The following is a 14,175-nucleotide window of genomic DNA, read 5'->3' as shown; positions in this document are numbered from 1 at the left end:
CGTTAGCTGCCAAGGCAAAAGAAAAAGTGAGAGCCATTGCAGGCAGTCTTTCGACTACCCACGCTGGCTCACTGTTCAAGGGTTCATTCTTACTTTCTGTTTCCGGTAGATCCAGCACGCCAACACCACGGCAATCAGCAATGGTGGAAAGCGCACCATCAGAATCACCAGCAGCAATATCGCCAGACAACCGGCCAAGATCCCGGCAAACATGAATGCCGAGGCAACAGTCCGTAGCAGCAGTTTCATTGGCACCTCCTTACAGGTAGCCGCGCTCAGCCAACGACACACAATCCTCCTGGCCTACCACAACGTGATCGAGCGTTCTGACTCCGACCAGATTCAGTGCGTCCTGCAGTTTCGTGGTGAGGTTGCGATCCGCCATGCTGGGCTCAGGGTCACCCGAAGGGTGGTTATGCACCAGGATCAGGGCGGCTGCGTTGTGCTCCAGGGCGAGCTTCACGACCTCCCTGGGATACACGCTGGCTCCATCGAGAGTCCCCCTGAACAGCTCCTCAAATGCGATCACCCGGTGCCGGCTGTCGAGCATGAGCAGTGCGAACACCTCGTGCTCATAATCAGCCAGCAGCGCCTGCAGGTGACTGAACACCTCCTTAGGCGACGTCAGGGCACGTCCCTTGCGTAGACGCAGACTGGCCAGTTGTTTGGCCATCAGCAAGATGTCGCTTTCCGTAACCGGCGACTCGACCAGGTAGGTGCCGGTCGTGTCACTGGCTTTCAGCTTGTGCAGGCGCATGACGGCCTCCTTGGTCTTGATCAGTTGGTGAGTTTTGACGCGCAGTTTGTGCCTCAAGCTTTTCAGCCAGGCTGGGTTTGGTGGGGTTGAGTTGCGAAATTGTTGCTGCAGCAGGGGCTTCACCCTCGGGGTAGAACTCTTCAACGATCGCGCTGGCATCTTCCTCGCTGTCTTCGAACGCACCGTTGCCGAAGCCGCGTCGTGCAGCCTCATCCAACGCTGCCTGATTGAAGCCGGCAGCTTGCCGCCGCGAATCGAGTTCGCTGGCTGTCACCAGTGCTTCAGCCATGTCCATGCCGCCTCTTACCGTCAGATCGGCGTAGAAGATCGGCGTGCCATGGCTTTGTCGCGTCGACTTCCCGCGTAGACGCAGCTCCAACGGCAGGCAGGCCAGGCGGTTGCCCGAGATGGCCTGGAAGTAATGCAGGCGAGCGGCGAGGGTGCGGATGCTGTTGAAGCCGGTGGTGCGGAAAACGAAGCTGCCGAGCGGATCCTCGTCGCCAATGACCACGTTCAGTCGTCCAAAGGGTTTGCACGCGCCGCCCTTGGCCAGTGGGCAAGCGTCTGGCGAGGGGCAGGGCAGTGACTGCATGCCATCCTGGGTGACCCGCTTGCAGGTCTCGCCATTACCGACGCAAACCGGGCGCCCCGATTGCCGGTCGAACAGCGTGTAGTCGGCTCGGAAATTCAGCTCCGGCTCGTTGAACAGCAGGCGTACCGGAATGCTGCGCAGCTTGTCGTCCTTGCCCTGACGCAGTTCGTCATTGAGCGGGTGCAGCAGCCAGCCATCCTTGCCTTGCACCTGGGACGTGATAGTGAACTGGTCATCTTTCTCCGGTAGGCGCTTGCCGTTCTTCTCGATGACTTTACCGATGGAAATCCGTCCGAGTACGGGCGGGGTGATTGCCAGACCTTTGAGCATGATGGTTCTCCTGCAAACGAAAAAAGGCCAGCCACGCAGCGCGAACTGCATGGACTGGCCAAGGGGAGGAAATGGATTGAGTAGTTGGGTTTCAGCCGACCAGGAAGCGCCGTGCACCCGTTTTCAGCAGTGGGTACTTGGCCTGCAGGTGCGGCTTTTCTTTGAGCAGTTGCGCGACGTCGAAGCCGACACTGTCTTTGGCCTTGCGCCAGGTGATGTAACCGTTGGCGAACTCCGCCCGGCTAGCATCGCCCATGGCCTGCTGCAGCATCTGCTTTAGCTCAGCCTCGCGTTTTTCCTTGTCGGCAATCGACTGACGAACAGCCTTCAGTTCAATGAAGGCTGCGGCCAGCCCTGCCTGGCTACTGAAGTCGACGACCTGGCCGTTGTCCTCCGGATAGAGGCAGCGCAGCGCCAACTCAGCGGAAGCAGTGCCATCAGCCGGTGGCGGTGTATCGGTCTCCACGTACTGCCAGAACTTTCGCTCCAGCTCGATCAGCCGAGCGATCATCTGCTCATCCCGCTCGATGCGATGGATCTCCAAAGTCTGGCCACCCAGCAGCACAGCCACGTCTGCCGCCTGCTTGCCGGTGACTGCGAGCTGGTGCATCACCTGCAGCTGCACATACTCAGGCACGCCTTCTTTCCAGAGGCGTGCCCCGTTTATGCCGGCTGTCTTGCATTCGAGGATCTGCACATCGTCGGCCCCGATCACCTCGCGGTCGATGTTGGCCAGCATCCAGGGCAACTCCGGATCAGGATGCTGCAGCACGGCGTTGATGCGCCGTACCTTGTTCTTAGTGCGCTTGCTGTAGTGCCAGGCCACGATGGGCTCCAGCACGTTGCCCCAGTACATCGGGCTTTCCTCATCCTGAGGATCAGCCTTGGGCATGCCAGCATCGCGCCCGGTCTTTTCCAGCCACAGCTCCAGCTGTGACTTATAGGGGTTCAGCCCCACGGCCGCAGCCGCATCCGAACTGCCGATGCCTTGCTTGCGGATCTGCAGCCAGTCTTCGCGTGGCAGTTCCTTGGTGCTGACCAGGCGCAGAGCCGGGCGGGAGTTGCTGTTGCTGCGATTCAATGAAGTGGCTTTCATAGCGTTCACCTTGCAGAAATAGAAACGCCCGACCTGCAACGAAGCGGGTTGGGCGTTATGGGGTGGGTAAAAGGTCAGGCGACTAATTGCAGGACTGTATCCAAGGCGCGTTGCTTGATCTGGGCACCCTGGCCGAACCAGGCGGAGTCGAGGCGGTACTCGGTGCTACGTGCCCGGCGCTCGTGATCGACGAACTCGGTCACGGCATTGAGCAGGCCCCAAGCCGTGCCGCGTGCCGATTCCAACTGGCTGCCACGGCCACGGCCTTCGTACAGCTCCTGCACTTTGCGCAGAGCGCGCTCGTTCGGCAGCTGTTCAGGAAGCGGACCGGTCGGGCTGGTCTCACACATCACGTTCATAAAGAAGCCCAGTGCCTCATGCCACTGCACCTTGCGTTCCGCCAAGTGGCGCATGCGGTACATAAAGTCATCCCATTGCGAGACGGCGATACCGAGCTGCTTCTTCACCAGGTCGCCATCGAAGCGGGTGCTGTGCGGTACCTTGATCGCACGGCTGGTGCCGTCAAGGGCGATGGTCAGCGTGTTGTTGCAGACCACTCTGATGGTGGTGGGCGTTGCCGTGGTGGCCAGAGTGCCGTCGCAGGAAGTGGCCAACAGCAGGTAGCCATTCACCTGGTCGTTACCCTTGAGTGCAGCGCCCTGGCCGGTGCGTGCCAGCGCCCAGAATTTGCGACCGCCCTTGAGCACTCCAGCGGTTTCCAGCTCGTAGCCGGAGACCTCGGTCAGGTCACGATAAAATTCGAGCACTTCCCGAGGCTGCACGGTGTGATAGCGCTGCGAGACCACTGACAGCGGTGCCTTGGTGTCCGAGCGGTAGAGCACCTTTTGTTCGGGGAATGAGTGGATGGTGCCCAGGTGGCCGATGGCGTCCGACTTAAAGTGCACGGGGCTTTCCAGTATCTGCCAGTCCATGCCGGCTTCGCGTTGCCAGACTTCGATGGGCTGTTTCTGCGGCAGGTTGTTGCCCAGGCCGTGCCACGGAGTAGCACCAACGTAGGCCATTTGTTCGATTTGATGAGCCATGACGAATTTCCTTTGGGTACAGGCCGGCATAAAGCGCTGCGCATGGCGCAGCACCGGCAGTCAGTGATGGATTAAGAAGAGGAGAGCGGTGGCCGGATTAGGCCGGCAGGTTGAAGCGGTGACCGCAGAGCAGACAGAGGTTGTGAGCCAGGACATGGCGGTCCAGCGACTCGCCGAGCTGCGCGCCAATCGCACAGCCACCGACGCTTCCGGCCAGGCCACCGAGAATGGCGCCGGATACCGAGCCGAGAGTGATACCGACAGGACCGGCGATTACGCCGAGCGCTGCGCCGGCCTTGCCGCCTGCCAAGGCAGCGCTGACGCCACGTGCGAGGCCACCGACAGCTCCGATGGCCGCGCCGGCTTTCATGGCGTGATGGAAGGAAGCGACTTTGGGGGAGTGACAGCGAGGGCACTGCAATGACATGTGGGGAGTTCCTTTTTGGTGGTTATGTCAATGCGGTTATGTGTTGTTGTGATAAATTCGAATCAAGAAAAATAAATAAACCGGCGCAAGGCCGGTTTTGAAGTTGGTTCACTAGCTGTTGAGTTTTAGTATAATTCGTACAGGTTTTTTAGTGTAGTCAACAGTAATTTTTCCTTGGGCCTCAAGGCAGTCGAGGAGTGGGTTTAACTTCGAAATTGTTCGGAATTTCCCTGGGCCTTTGTACAGGACTGTATTTTTTTCGACCCAGTTAAATAGTGGTGAATGTTTGCAGTTTGATTGTAGCCAGGCGTGTAGGGTTTCTGCATCGCTGATGATGTTAGGCATGAAGGTGAACTCGTTTCGGAATGTTTTTGAGCACTCAAGTACGATTTTCTCTGCTGACTTGAGCTCTGCTAATGAAATAATGCCATTGCCAAGTTCAAAGTAGTGCAAGAGAGCAGCAACTCTGGCGATGTTCTCGCTAAGCTTGGATGCGTGATCTTTTGATCGTTCATACTTGCCACCTTTTTGTAGTTCGTATTCGATATTGTTATATGATTCTGTCCAGTATTCGGCGGCGCTTGAAGAGAACTTGATGATTTCCTTCTCTTCTGTGATGTTACGAAGTCGTTGAATACTTTTTTCAAGAAGTTGGTTTGCTCGTGACTGGTAGCGCGCAATGACTTCTTTGTTTATTGGTCGTTTGTTAATGAATCGCTTTCCTTGAGTCGACTCTGGGTTAAAGACTAAGGCGCGAGATAGTAAGCCTACAGATCGAGCGCGATCTCCCTTCCCCTCAAGATATTCCTTTAGTATTTGTGGTTGAATCATAATTCCTATGGTTAGACGGGCATCATTTAGTGAGCATCCTTCTACGGTTGCCCTTGCTACATCAATGGTGCTACCTGTCCATAGCGCATTAATTTTCCCGAAATCATTAAATACTCCCTTTAAGGCAGAAATTCCTTCACTTGACATCAATGCTGCCCAAGGGCAGTCAAGACGCATTCCCTTGAGAAGAGCTGCGGTAGTGGCGTCTTCATAGATTGGATTGAATGCGCGCGGCCGTTCGGGTTTCAGTTCGTGATGGAGAATTAATTCATTTTCAAAATGTTTGTACGCTGGGTCGGTCTCAGGATGATCGCTCATCTCTTTAATGATTTTGCGCTTTCTTGCTTCCCAGGCTTCTGATTTGATTCGCCATACAAGTAACTCTTTTTCATGTGCTTTAATCGCATTTATTATAAATACCCGGACGGCACCCATAAACATGCTTTCAACTGTTGACTTTCTTTCTCCGGATTGTGCAATGCTGATGACCATTAGAGAGACCGGCCCGATCATTTTTCCTGGTCGCTCTACATCAATCAGTGGTTGGCATAAGAGCGAAATAGTTGAAAGCGCTGAGGCTAACACCAACTCCAATGGTGCTTGTGTTGCTTCGGCTACCTCAATAAGCATATCTTTAAGCAAGGGGAACTCATTGAGTGCAGTAAGGATTGTTTCATTGGTGATGTTTTGATTCATTTTATTTTCTCTCTTTGGCTTGTATTCAAAGTTTCTATGGTGATGTTTAGATATCTGGTTGCTCGCGATTGTTTAGCCATGCGATAACTGATTCCAATCGCCAACCTACTGCGCCGCCACTTTTGCGCCCTGAGAGCCGAACTTGTTTCGGAAAGGATGGGTCGTGCCTGGGTGACTTTGGATTCAGCCAGTCATAAACGCAGGATCGAGAAATCGATAGCATCTGCGTTAGCTGACTAAGCCGAATGATTTGGGGGGAGGATGTTTTTTCTGTATGTGCGTTCGTCTCCTTTTTCCGTAGTTTGGATAGTGATTTGTGTGCATTGGCGAAGTGCTCGACTCGAAATAGAACGGTTGGATCCCCTTCGAAATTCTTCGCCTCTGATTCGCGGGTGTTGGTCATTTGATTGCCTCCGAGTTGGTGAGGCGATGCTATTCCTGTGCCCATGGGCTTACACCGCTTGTACTTAGCGGTAATTTTTTACCTGCAAGCACTGGCCTTGAAATGACTAAGGGTTTGTGGTAGTCCGTTTGTGTTTTCGGTCGGGGGAGGTATCAAAAGCCAGCGATAGCTGCGACTGCTATCGCAGCTATCGCTGGCTTTTAGCGCTTCCTCTTTCGGGGATGCAGAAAGCGAGCAGGCGTGATGGCATAGACTTGGGTGGCACGGATGATGAAGCTGTGTGCCTCTCAGGCGTTTGTCTTGTACGGCCTGGGGAAGGGGAGTGCTAGGCTTATTGTGAAATTGTGGAGATAGGCTTATGAGGCTTGCTGTGCCGAAAGCTGCTCATTACGGTGTATTGATTACTAATGACTCTTTTGAAGTTTTACTGCCTAAAGAAATTAACTATTCTGAGGGGTTATTCTTGAGATGGGAGCTGAGTCCTGGTTGCGCGCCGACAAAGTTGGTGCGCTCTAGGTTGGTTGATGATTTCTGTATTAATGCTGAATTTATTCTTATACCGCTCCACTTGATATTTGTTAAGAGTGGAACCCTTGTTAATTTTTTGATGAAATATGTAGGTGGCGACATAGATGCTGCAGGTTTCAAGTGGGTTTCTATACGAGAGGCTTGGGATGAAGTGGCTAAATTGGATGATGATGATCTTCACATGGGTGAATGTAGTTCCTTAAGTATTTTAAATAACTGGGTTCATGAGCAAAGGCGTAGATTGGCTGAAGATGAAATTAATGAATCTCATATAGAGTCTTATGGGCGATTTGATGCGCTCTGCCATCGGGCGCGTGCCGTGCTGGATAGGTATCCTAGGTACTTTGATGGCGTTGGTATGTATTCGGAATTTATGCAGTCAATGCTTGGTGTGGCAGAAAGCGAAATAGATGAAATTGATAATTTTGATTTATATCTGAATGAGTTGTGTGCGAGAGCGGAAAGACCTGGTAGAAGCTCTCGTCGTGAGAAAGATCTTATTCATGTTGTTCGCTTTAGCATGGCTAGTGCATATCGCTGTTTGCGTGAAGGAATGAATGATGATTATTCTGCTGAGTGTCTGCGTGCTGAGAAGTTTATAGATTATCTTGAGCAAATCTATTCTGGGGTCTCGCCTGAAATAAGGTCTCGCGCCATTAAAGGTGGGGGTGCACCTAGGCGTGGTCGTCTAAAACAAAGTGATATTAAAATTGTTGAGTCTGTTATTTTGAGTGTGCTTGAGGTTAGAAAATTCAAAAGCAGACAGAGTCAAAATTATGAAATTTCACGAATTATAGCGGATGATGTTTTGGTTGGGATTTCAAAGTCGGGGCTTGGTGATGCCTTTGATCTAGATGGTTTGCGTCAATTCATTCTCGATTTTATTATCGAAAATAAGGCTGCGCGGACTTTGATAAAATAACGTAGCATCTAAGATGTTTGGTGTTTATTTACTGTTCCGTTATTTTTTGCAGGTGCGCGCCAAGTAAGTTCCAGGCTTCTGACATCTCTTTTGAGTAGCTATGTCTTTGGTAAGTTCTTTTTACTTTGTTTTCCTCCGTGTGATTAAGGCATCTCTCGGCTACCTCCGGCAAAACGCCTAAAGCTGTCATGATCGTAGCTCCTGTCCGTCTCAGGTCATGAGGTGTCCACTTGCCTCCTTTTAGTAGAAGAGCGTGAGAGTTGGCGCTTCGGTTGCTCATTGTGGCTTGATCTGGTTTCCGTTGCCTATCACCAAGTTGCTTGGTGACTGTTTTGGAGCAGACAGGTCCTGTCTTTTTGGTGTTTGGATAGCACCATTGGCATTTACCTGAAATTGCTTTTATTCTTTCGAATTGATATCTTGAAAAATTGGATAGCGTTACTGTGTGAGCCTTCCCATTCTTGCTATCTTCAGCAGGAATAAGCCATATCCCTGCTTTTAGATCGACATTTTCCCAGCGAGCATTCATGAGTTCGCCTATTCGGCAGCATGTGGATAAGGCAATCCATATAGCGGCCTCAGTTGAAACGAGAAGGCCTGCGTCTGGCAAAAGCTTCGCAAGCGAAGATATTTCTTCATCGCTGAGTACTCTGTCCCGCTCGACATCTTTCCCGCCGATCTTGGCTTTCCGGATGCTTGCGGTGGGATCATGCTCAAGCAGATCTCGATCTACGGCAAATCGAAACATTTGGCGCATCAGGCTGAAAATCAACTTAGCCATGCGGTTCACGCCTCGGGCCAACAATGCGTCAGTTACTTCGGTGATGTGGCCTTTGCGGACTTCTTCAAGTGGCAATGTCCCAAGCAGGGGGAGGACGTCCTTTTTGAACATCCGACGTACCTCATCTCCGCCATCTTTTCGGTTTATCAGATCAACCTTGGCCCAGTGGTCAAAGAGGTCTTGAACTGTTTTTCTTGCCGCTTGCTTGGCTTCAGCCGCCTCAAATGCAGCCTTCTCGGCAGCAAGGCGCTTTTGCTCCGCTTCTCTTGCGGCTGTCCTCGCTTCTTCTTCTGCCTGGAAGTGTTCGCGCAGATCACGAACGCCTCCTTGATAGAGGCGTGAAAGTTCACCTGCTTTAGCTCTGGCTTCTTTTAGGGTCAGGCCGTCTATTCCGGCAGGGTCATAGACGCCCAGCGGAAGAAAGACGCGCTCGCTGCTTGAGTTCGTATAGCGGAAGTAGAAGTGTCGCTCACCGTTTGGCCTGAGCCTTGCCATGAAGCGACCGCATCCACGAGGAGCATCTTCAATCAACCAGGTTGGTTTTGCAGGCTTAGCAGCCATTTGCTTGTCAGTTATCGTTGCCATCGTATTCCTAGCTTGGTCACCGTATGGTCACCGTTTCTCGTAGGCTTTGATTGGATGGTATAGCAATCGATTGGACAGTGGAACCTGTTGGAGGCCCCATTTTAAAGGGGTTATAAGGCAATTTTTGGATTTCTTTGGATTACGTTGGTAGATAATTTACCTTTATGGGGTGCAAGGGGTCGAGTGTTCGAATCACTCCGTCCCGACCAAAAACCCTAAAAAATCCAGCCACTTAGCGGTGGCTGGATTTTTTTATGGGCGCCGATTTTCGTTTCTTATCGGAGTCTGGCTGTTCTGGTTGCCAATTGGTTGCCAATTGAGATTGGCTTCACCAGTTAGTGGGATTAGGATTCAGGACAGCGTAGATGCTCCGGCCGACGCAAAGCTATGCCAGAGATAGGTAAGTTGCATCAATCAATAGGCGTCCAGTCGTGCGTAAAAACAGGGAAGGCTTTTTCTCATGACCAAGTCCGAAGCACAAACCAGGTCTGAGCTGATTGATCAGCAGCTTGCCCGAGCGGGCTGGATCGTCAATGACCCCACTCAGGTTGTTGAAGAGTTTGACATCCTCACGGGCTTGCCCGAAGGCGTTTCTGAGCCACGCACACCCTACGAAGGTCATCAATTCAGCGATTACGTCCTGCTTGGCAAAGACCGCAAGCCGCTGGCGGTGATCGAGGCCAAGAAGACAATCCGTGATGCCGCGATTGGGCGTGAGCAGGCAAAACAATACTGCTACAACATCCAGAAGCAGCTGGGTGGTGAGCTTCCCTTTTGCTTCTACACCAATGGCCACGAGCTCTATTTCTGGGATCTGGAAAACGCGCCGCCACGCAAGGTGGTCGGTTTTCCAACGCGCGACGATCTGGAACGCTTTGTTTACATCCGCCGCAATCGCAAGCCGCTGACGCAGGAATTCATCAACACATCGATCGCTGGCCGTGACTACCAAATCCGCGCCATTCGCTCGGTGCTTGAAGGCATCGAGCAGAAGAAGCGCGATTTCCTGCTGGTGATGGCCACCGGCACCGGCAAGACGCGCACCTGCATTGCCATGGTCGATGCCTTGATGCGCGCCGGGCACGCAGAAAAAGTGCTATTCCTTGTGGATCGCATCGCTTTGCGCGAACAGGCATTGGCCGCCTTCAAGGAGCACATGCCCAATGAGCCGCGTTGGCCCAATGTGGGCGAAAAGCTGATTGCCACAGACCGCCGTGTATACGTTGCCACGTACCCGACGATGCTGAACATCATCCGGGATGAGGCGCAGCACCTGTCGCCGCACTTCTTCGACTTCATCGTCGTCGATGAAAGCCATCGCTCCATCTACAACACGTTCGGCGAAGTCCTCGACTACTTCAAAGCCATCACGCTTGGCCTGACGGCCACGCCTAGGCGCCTCTGGTGGCTGTCAGAAGCGCTTTTTTGTGCCCGCGGCGCAAATCAAGCACCAAGCAGCCCATCACGACACAAGCCCACTCCCAAACGTTGAGCGTTTGCCTTTTACGTTGAATGTCAGCCTGCCGCCCTCACACCGGCGGCCTGACATACACAACCTGGTCACGCCCATTCTGCTTGGCGGCATAGAGCCCTTTGTCAGCGCGCTCCAGTGCGTCATCGATTTTTTCACCCGGGGCGAAGAGGGTGCAGCCGATGCTCACGCTAACCTTCAACTCAACGCTGGGCAGTTGCATCGGGTTGCTGCCGATCTGTTCACGAACGCGCTCGGCAATCCGCTTCAGTTCTTCGTTGTCGTTGACCTGCAAAATAGCGACGAATTCTTCTCCGCCGTGGCGCACGAGCAGGTCGTCGGGGCGAAGGGCGGCTCGCAGGCGGCGGGCGCATTCACAGAGCACTTTGTCTCCGCTTGCATGGCCGTACGTGTCGTTGATGGATTTGAAATGATCGAGGTCTGCGTAAATCGCTGCCAGTCGTAAGCCACTGGCAGCGGCCATACGCCGTTGGTGGTCTTCAAACGCGGTCAACGCGCCACGGTTCCACAGTTGGGTCAAAGGGTCGAGCAGCGCTTTACGATGCTCTCGATCCATTTCAAGGCGCAGGTCGCGGTTGGCCTGGGCCAAGGCACGCAGTTGCAAATAGCCTTCTGCGAGGGTGGCCAGGTCCTTGAAGTTCGCTTTTTGGGCGTCGCTGAGCACGCGGGGGCGGGGGTCGAACATGCACAGGGTGCCGATGGCCTTGCCGTTGCCAGCGCGTAGCGGGTGGCCGGCATAGAAGCGGATATGGGGCGCGTTGAGCACCAGCGGATTGTCAACGAAGCGCTCATCGTACCTGGCGTCGGGGACCATCAAGGTATCTTCACCGAGAATGGCGTAGCCGCAGAAGGAAATACTCCGTGTCGTTTCGCTTACCTCGAGCCCGATTCGGGCTTTGAACCACTGCCTGTCCTGGTCGATGAGGCTGATAAGCACCGTGTCCACGTGGGCCAGATCCTGGGTGAGCCGTACCAAGGTATCGAGGTAGTGCTCGGCTGGGGTATCGACCAGGTTCATGTCATCGAGGGCGCGCTGGCGAAGCGCTTCGTCAACGGGCAAAGGGCAAGCTGGCATGTTCAATCTCCCATTCCTTGGTTCACGGCTTCCGGAGTTGGCAAGGTGCAGTTTCTGTTCATCGTCAAACCGAGCACAGCATAGGTTATGGGCATCAAGACTACGACAGTACGGACACGCCTGAACGCCCCGTCATCCATTTCTTCGCGAACATGTGATTTCTCCCACTCGATTGTCGTCAAGAATGCCACCCCTCGCTGTCGTCTGGGGGACTGATGACTGGGCCTTCCATGCAAACGCTGTTGAACGAAATTCTCGACGAAGTGCGTCCCTTGATCGGCAAGGGCAAAGTGGCTGATTACATTCCTGCGCTGGCCGATGTGCCCGCGAACCAGCTGGGCATCGCGGTCTATGGCAACGATGGCAGCTATTACTGCGCAGGCGACGCGCGGGTGCCGTTCTCGGTGCAAAGTATTTCCAAGGTGTTCAGCCTGGTTCAGGCGATCGAGCACTCGGGTGAGGCGATCTGGGAGCGGCTGGGTCATGAGCCTTCGGGCCAGCCGTTCAACTCTTTGGTGCAGCTGGAGTTTGAGCGCGGGCGTCCGCGTAACCCATTCATCAATGCCGGGGCGCTGGTGATCTGCGATATCAACCAGTCGCGTTTCGCCGCGCCCACGTTGTCGATGCGCGATTTCGTGCGGCGGTTGTCGGGCAATCCGCACATTGCGATCGATACCCGGGTCGCTGACTCGGAGTATCAGTTCCGCGCGCGCAACGCGGCCATGGCTTATCTGATGCAGTCATTCGGCAACTTCCATAACGAGGTCGAGACGGTGCTGCGCAGTTATTTCAGCTACTGCGCGCTGCAAATGAACTGCCTGGACTTGGCCAAGGCGTTCTGTTTCCTGGCCAACGATGGGTTCTGCAAGCACAGCGGCAACCAGATTCTGACCCAGCGCCAGACCCAGCAGGTGAACTCGATCATGGCCACCAGCGGGTTGTATGACGAAGCCGGAAACTTCGCCTACCGCGTGGGCTTGCCCGGCAAGAGTGGCGTAGGCGGCGGGATCGTTGCGATCGTGCCGGGGCAGTTCACGGTTTGCGTGTGGTCACCGGAGTTGAATGCCGCGGGCAATTCGCTCGCTGGGATGGCGGCGCTCGAGTTGCTCAGCTCAAGGATCGGCTGGTCGGTGTTCTGATCGGCACTCGGCCGCAATACCGTTACAGCACGAAAGCTCCAGGGCTTTCGTGCTGTAAAACCGCTCAACACAGCCATTAAAAAAAACGCCCCTCACCCCCGGATTCCATCGTTTTTCAGCTTTTGGCCATATCCCTATAGTCCCCCCAAGGCCCGATCTTGAATCGGTGCAAGACTCTCAGCCTGCGGGAAGCGGATATGAACAAGAACGAAAACCTCGAGCACAGCAGCGTGGCCGGTATCGGCACACAGGTGGTGTGGAGCGGCGAGCAAGTGCAGCACCCCTACAACGCCACCCAGACGCCGATCGTGGTCAGCGCCGCCTACGGCTACAACGACATCGACGCCTGGTACGACGTGGCCCTGGGCAAACTCCCGGGCTATATCTACAGCCGCATGAGCAACCCCACGGTCGCCACGCTGGAAGCGAAAGTGGCCCAGTTGGAGCAGGCCGAATCGGCAGTGGCATTCAGCAGCGGCATGGCGGCGATCAGCGCGGTGCTGCACACCTTCCTCTGCACCGGCAAGCGCGTGGTGTCGACCCGCGACAGCTACGGTGGCACCAACAAGATCTTCGAAGAGTTCCTGCCGCGCATGGGCGTGCAGGTGTGCCTGTGCGACACGCTCGATACCGAGGCGCTGGAGCGTGAGATCGAAGCCGGCTGCGACGTGCTGTACCTCGAAACCCCCACCAACCCCACGCTGAAGGTGCTGGACATCCGCCGCCTGAGCGCCGCCGCGCGGCGGGTGGGGGCCATCGTGGTGGCGGACAACACTTTTGCCACGCCGCTCAACCAGAACCCTCTGGCCCTGGGCGTGGACGTGGTGGTGCACAGCGCCACCAAGTTCCTGTCCGGCCACGGTGATGTGCTGGGCGGGGTGGTGTGCGGCGCCGAGGCGTTGATGGCCCAGGTGCGTCACTACCGGGAGATCAACGGCGCGGCCCTGGACCCGTTCTCGGCCTACCTGATCATCCGGGGCATCAAGACCTTGGCCCTGCGCATGCGCCAGCAACAGGCCAGCGCCCTGGCCCTGGCCCAGTACCTGAGCCACGAGCCGCTGGTGGAGGCGGTGAACTACCCAGGCTTGCCCGAGCATCCGGGCCATGCCATTGCCAAGGCGCAGATGCGCGGCTTCGGCGCCATCGTGAGCTTCGTGCTCAAGGGCGGCATGCCGACGGTGGCGCGCTTGCTGCCGCGTCTTAAGTACGCCCACCGGGCGGGCAACCTGGGGGCGGTGGAGACGATCTATGGCCCGGCGCGCACCACCAGCCACGTGGAGAACACGCTGGAGGAGCGCCTGGCGCTGGGCATCTGCGAAGGCCTGGTGCGCATTTCGGTCGGCATCGAAGAAACCGACGACCTGCTGGCCGACCTGGCGCAAGCCTGCACGGCCGTCCGCCAGGAGCTGGCCGAGGCCAAGGAACTGCACGGTGATGTGGCGTGCAGCACGATCGAGCTGCCCGCCTGAGCTGTCGCG

At 55.1% G+C, this 14,175-nt stretch carries 14 protein-coding genes; 4 read left to right on the top strand and 10 right to left on the bottom strand.

Going from position 1 to position 14,175, the window contains the following annotated elements; genetic code table 11:
• Positions 1-75 precede the first annotated feature (75 nt).
• From ABOA88_RS07320 to ABOA88_RS07285, 8 genes are all read right to left on the bottom strand, one after another.
• Positions 76-249: a hypothetical protein gene (locus ABOA88_RS07320; protein WP_165362587.1), complete on the bottom strand. Its 174-nt coding sequence runs from the start codon at positions 247-249 to the stop codon at positions 76-78.
• 10 nt (positions 250-259) lie between these two features.
• The gene (radC, locus tag ABOA88_RS07315; protein WP_144188592.1) at positions 260-757 is read right to left on the bottom strand and encodes a RadC family protein; all 498 of its coding nucleotides are present in this window, start codon (positions 755-757) and stop codon (positions 260-262) included.
• On the bottom strand, positions 729-1,679 hold the full coding sequence (locus ABOA88_RS07310) for a recombination directionality factor (protein ID WP_144189643.1): 951 nt from the start codon (positions 1,677-1,679) through the stop codon (positions 729-731). Before ABOA88_RS07310 ends, radC begins: the two co-directional genes overlap by 29 nt.
• A gap of 91 nt (positions 1,680-1,770) precedes the next feature.
• Complete coding sequence (locus ABOA88_RS07305) at positions 1,771-2,775, bottom strand: YqaJ viral recombinase family nuclease (protein ID WP_144188590.1); 1,005 nt, start codon at positions 2,773-2,775, stop codon at positions 1,771-1,773.
• 74 nt (positions 2,776-2,849) lie between these two features.
• Positions 2,850-3,818 carry a DUF932 domain-containing protein gene (locus tag ABOA88_RS07300; protein ID WP_144188588.1) on the bottom strand — a complete coding sequence of 323 codons (969 nt, stop codon included), beginning with the start codon at positions 3,816-3,818 and terminating at the stop codon, positions 2,850-2,852.
• A 97-nt stretch (positions 3,819-3,915) separates the two neighbouring features.
• Positions 3,916-4,245: a hypothetical protein gene (locus ABOA88_RS07295; RefSeq protein ID WP_023101967.1), complete on the bottom strand. Its 330-nt coding sequence runs from the start codon at positions 4,243-4,245 to the stop codon at positions 3,916-3,918.
• A 111-nt stretch (positions 4,246-4,356) separates the two neighbouring features.
• Positions 4,357-5,772, bottom strand: coding sequence for a YfjI family protein (locus ABOA88_RS07290; RefSeq protein ID WP_144188586.1), 1,416 nt, complete (start codon positions 5,770-5,772; stop codon positions 4,357-4,359).
• A 46-nt stretch (positions 5,773-5,818) separates the two neighbouring features.
• Positions 5,819-6,175, bottom strand: a complete 357-nt coding sequence (locus tag ABOA88_RS07285; RefSeq protein WP_083393744.1) for a helix-turn-helix transcriptional regulator — start codon at positions 6,173-6,175, stop codon at positions 5,819-5,821.
• Positions 6,176-6,533: 358 nt separating this feature from the next.
• On the opposite strand from ABOA88_RS07285, the gene ABOA88_RS07280 reads away from it, so the two are divergent.
• Positions 6,534-7,625: a hypothetical protein gene (locus ABOA88_RS07280; RefSeq protein WP_144188584.1), complete on the top strand. Its 1,092-nt coding sequence runs from the start codon at positions 6,534-6,536 to the stop codon at positions 7,623-7,625.
• A gap of 28 nt (positions 7,626-7,653) precedes the next feature.
• Here the strand turns inward: ABOA88_RS07280 and ABOA88_RS07275 are convergent, their stop codons facing one another.
• Positions 7,654-8,991: a tyrosine-type recombinase/integrase gene (locus tag ABOA88_RS07275; RefSeq protein ID WP_074859155.1), complete on the bottom strand. Its 1,338-nt coding sequence runs from the start codon at positions 8,989-8,991 to the stop codon at positions 7,654-7,656.
• A gap of 460 nt (positions 8,992-9,451) precedes the next feature.
• Between ABOA88_RS07275 and ABOA88_RS07270 the strand changes: the two genes are divergently transcribed.
• Positions 9,452-10,483, top strand: coding sequence for a DEAD/DEAH box helicase family protein (locus tag ABOA88_RS07270; RefSeq protein WP_367851728.1), 1,032 nt, complete (start codon positions 9,452-9,454; stop codon positions 10,481-10,483).
• A 37-nt stretch (positions 10,484-10,520) separates the two neighbouring features.
• Here the strand turns inward: ABOA88_RS07270 and ABOA88_RS07265 are convergent, their stop codons facing one another.
• A complete protein-coding gene (locus ABOA88_RS07265; protein ID WP_367851744.1) occupies positions 10,521-11,558 on the bottom strand; it encodes a sensor domain-containing diguanylate cyclase in 1,038 nt (345 codons plus the stop codon).
• 230 nt (positions 11,559-11,788) lie between these two features.
• Here ABOA88_RS07265 and glsB point away from each other — a divergent pair, with 230 nt between their 5' ends.
• Both glsB and ABOA88_RS07255 read left to right on the top strand, forming a co-directional pair.
• Complete coding sequence (gene glsB / locus ABOA88_RS07260) at positions 11,789-12,697, top strand: glutaminase B (protein WP_070094453.1); 909 nt, start codon at positions 11,789-11,791, stop codon at positions 12,695-12,697.
• Positions 12,698-12,894: 197 nt separating this feature from the next.
• Positions 12,895-14,166 (top strand): cystathionine gamma-synthase family protein, encoded by a 1,272-nt coding sequence (locus tag ABOA88_RS07255; protein WP_367851727.1) that lies wholly within the window; start codon positions 12,895-12,897, stop codon positions 14,164-14,166.
• Positions 14,167-14,175: the final 9 nt, after the last annotated feature.

It is taken from the genome of Pseudomonas sp. PKS, assembly GCF_051913525.1.
Classification (GTDB): Bacteria; Pseudomonadota; Gammaproteobacteria; order Pseudomonadales; family Pseudomonadaceae; genus Aquipseudomonas; species Aquipseudomonas guariconensis_D.
This window is presented reverse-complemented; position numbering and strand designations above follow the sequence as displayed.

Bases quoted from the DNA above. Each gene is read 5' to 3' on its own strand.
- radC (WP_144188592.1), bottom strand. From the start codon at position 757: ATGCGCCTGCACAAGCTGAAAGCCAGTGACACGACCGGCACCTACCTG.
- ABOA88_RS07320 (WP_165362587.1), bottom strand. From the start codon at position 249: ATGAAACTGCTGCTACGGACTGTTGCCTCGGCATTCATGTTTGCCGGG.
- ABOA88_RS07305 (WP_144188590.1), bottom strand. From the start codon at position 2,775: ATGAAAGCCACTTCATTGAATCGCAGCAACAGCAACTCCCGCCCGGCT.
- ABOA88_RS07310 (WP_144189643.1), bottom strand. From the start codon at position 1,679: ATGCTCAAAGGTCTGGCAATCACCCCGCCCGTACTCGGACGGATTTCC.
- ABOA88_RS07270 (WP_367851728.1), top strand. From the start codon at position 9,452: ATGACCAAGTCCGAAGCACAAACCAGGTCTGAGCTGATTGATCAGCAG.
- ABOA88_RS07265 (WP_367851744.1), bottom strand. From the start codon at position 11,558: ATGCCAGCTTGCCCTTTGCCCGTTGACGAAGCGCTTCGCCAGCGCGCC.
- glsB (WP_070094453.1), top strand. From the start codon at position 11,789: ATGCAAACGCTGTTGAACGAAATTCTCGACGAAGTGCGTCCCTTGATC.
- ABOA88_RS07275 (WP_074859155.1), bottom strand. From the start codon at position 8,991: ATGGCAACGATAACTGACAAGCAAATGGCTGCTAAGCCTGCAAAACCA.
- ABOA88_RS07255 (WP_367851727.1), top strand. From the start codon at position 12,895: ATGAACAAGAACGAAAACCTCGAGCACAGCAGCGTGGCCGGTATCGGC.
- ABOA88_RS07300 (WP_144188588.1), bottom strand. From the start codon at position 3,818: ATGGCTCATCAAATCGAACAAATGGCCTACGTTGGTGCTACTCCGTGG.
- ABOA88_RS07290 (WP_144188586.1), bottom strand. From the start codon at position 5,772: ATGAATCAAAACATCACCAATGAAACAATCCTTACTGCACTCAATGAG.
- ABOA88_RS07295 (WP_023101967.1), bottom strand. From the start codon at position 4,245: ATGTCATTGCAGTGCCCTCGCTGTCACTCCCCCAAAGTCGCTTCCTTC.
- ABOA88_RS07285 (WP_083393744.1), bottom strand. From the start codon at position 6,175: ATGACCAACACCCGCGAATCAGAGGCGAAGAATTTCGAAGGGGATCCA.
- ABOA88_RS07280 (WP_144188584.1), top strand. From the start codon at position 6,534: ATGAGGCTTGCTGTGCCGAAAGCTGCTCATTACGGTGTATTGATTACT.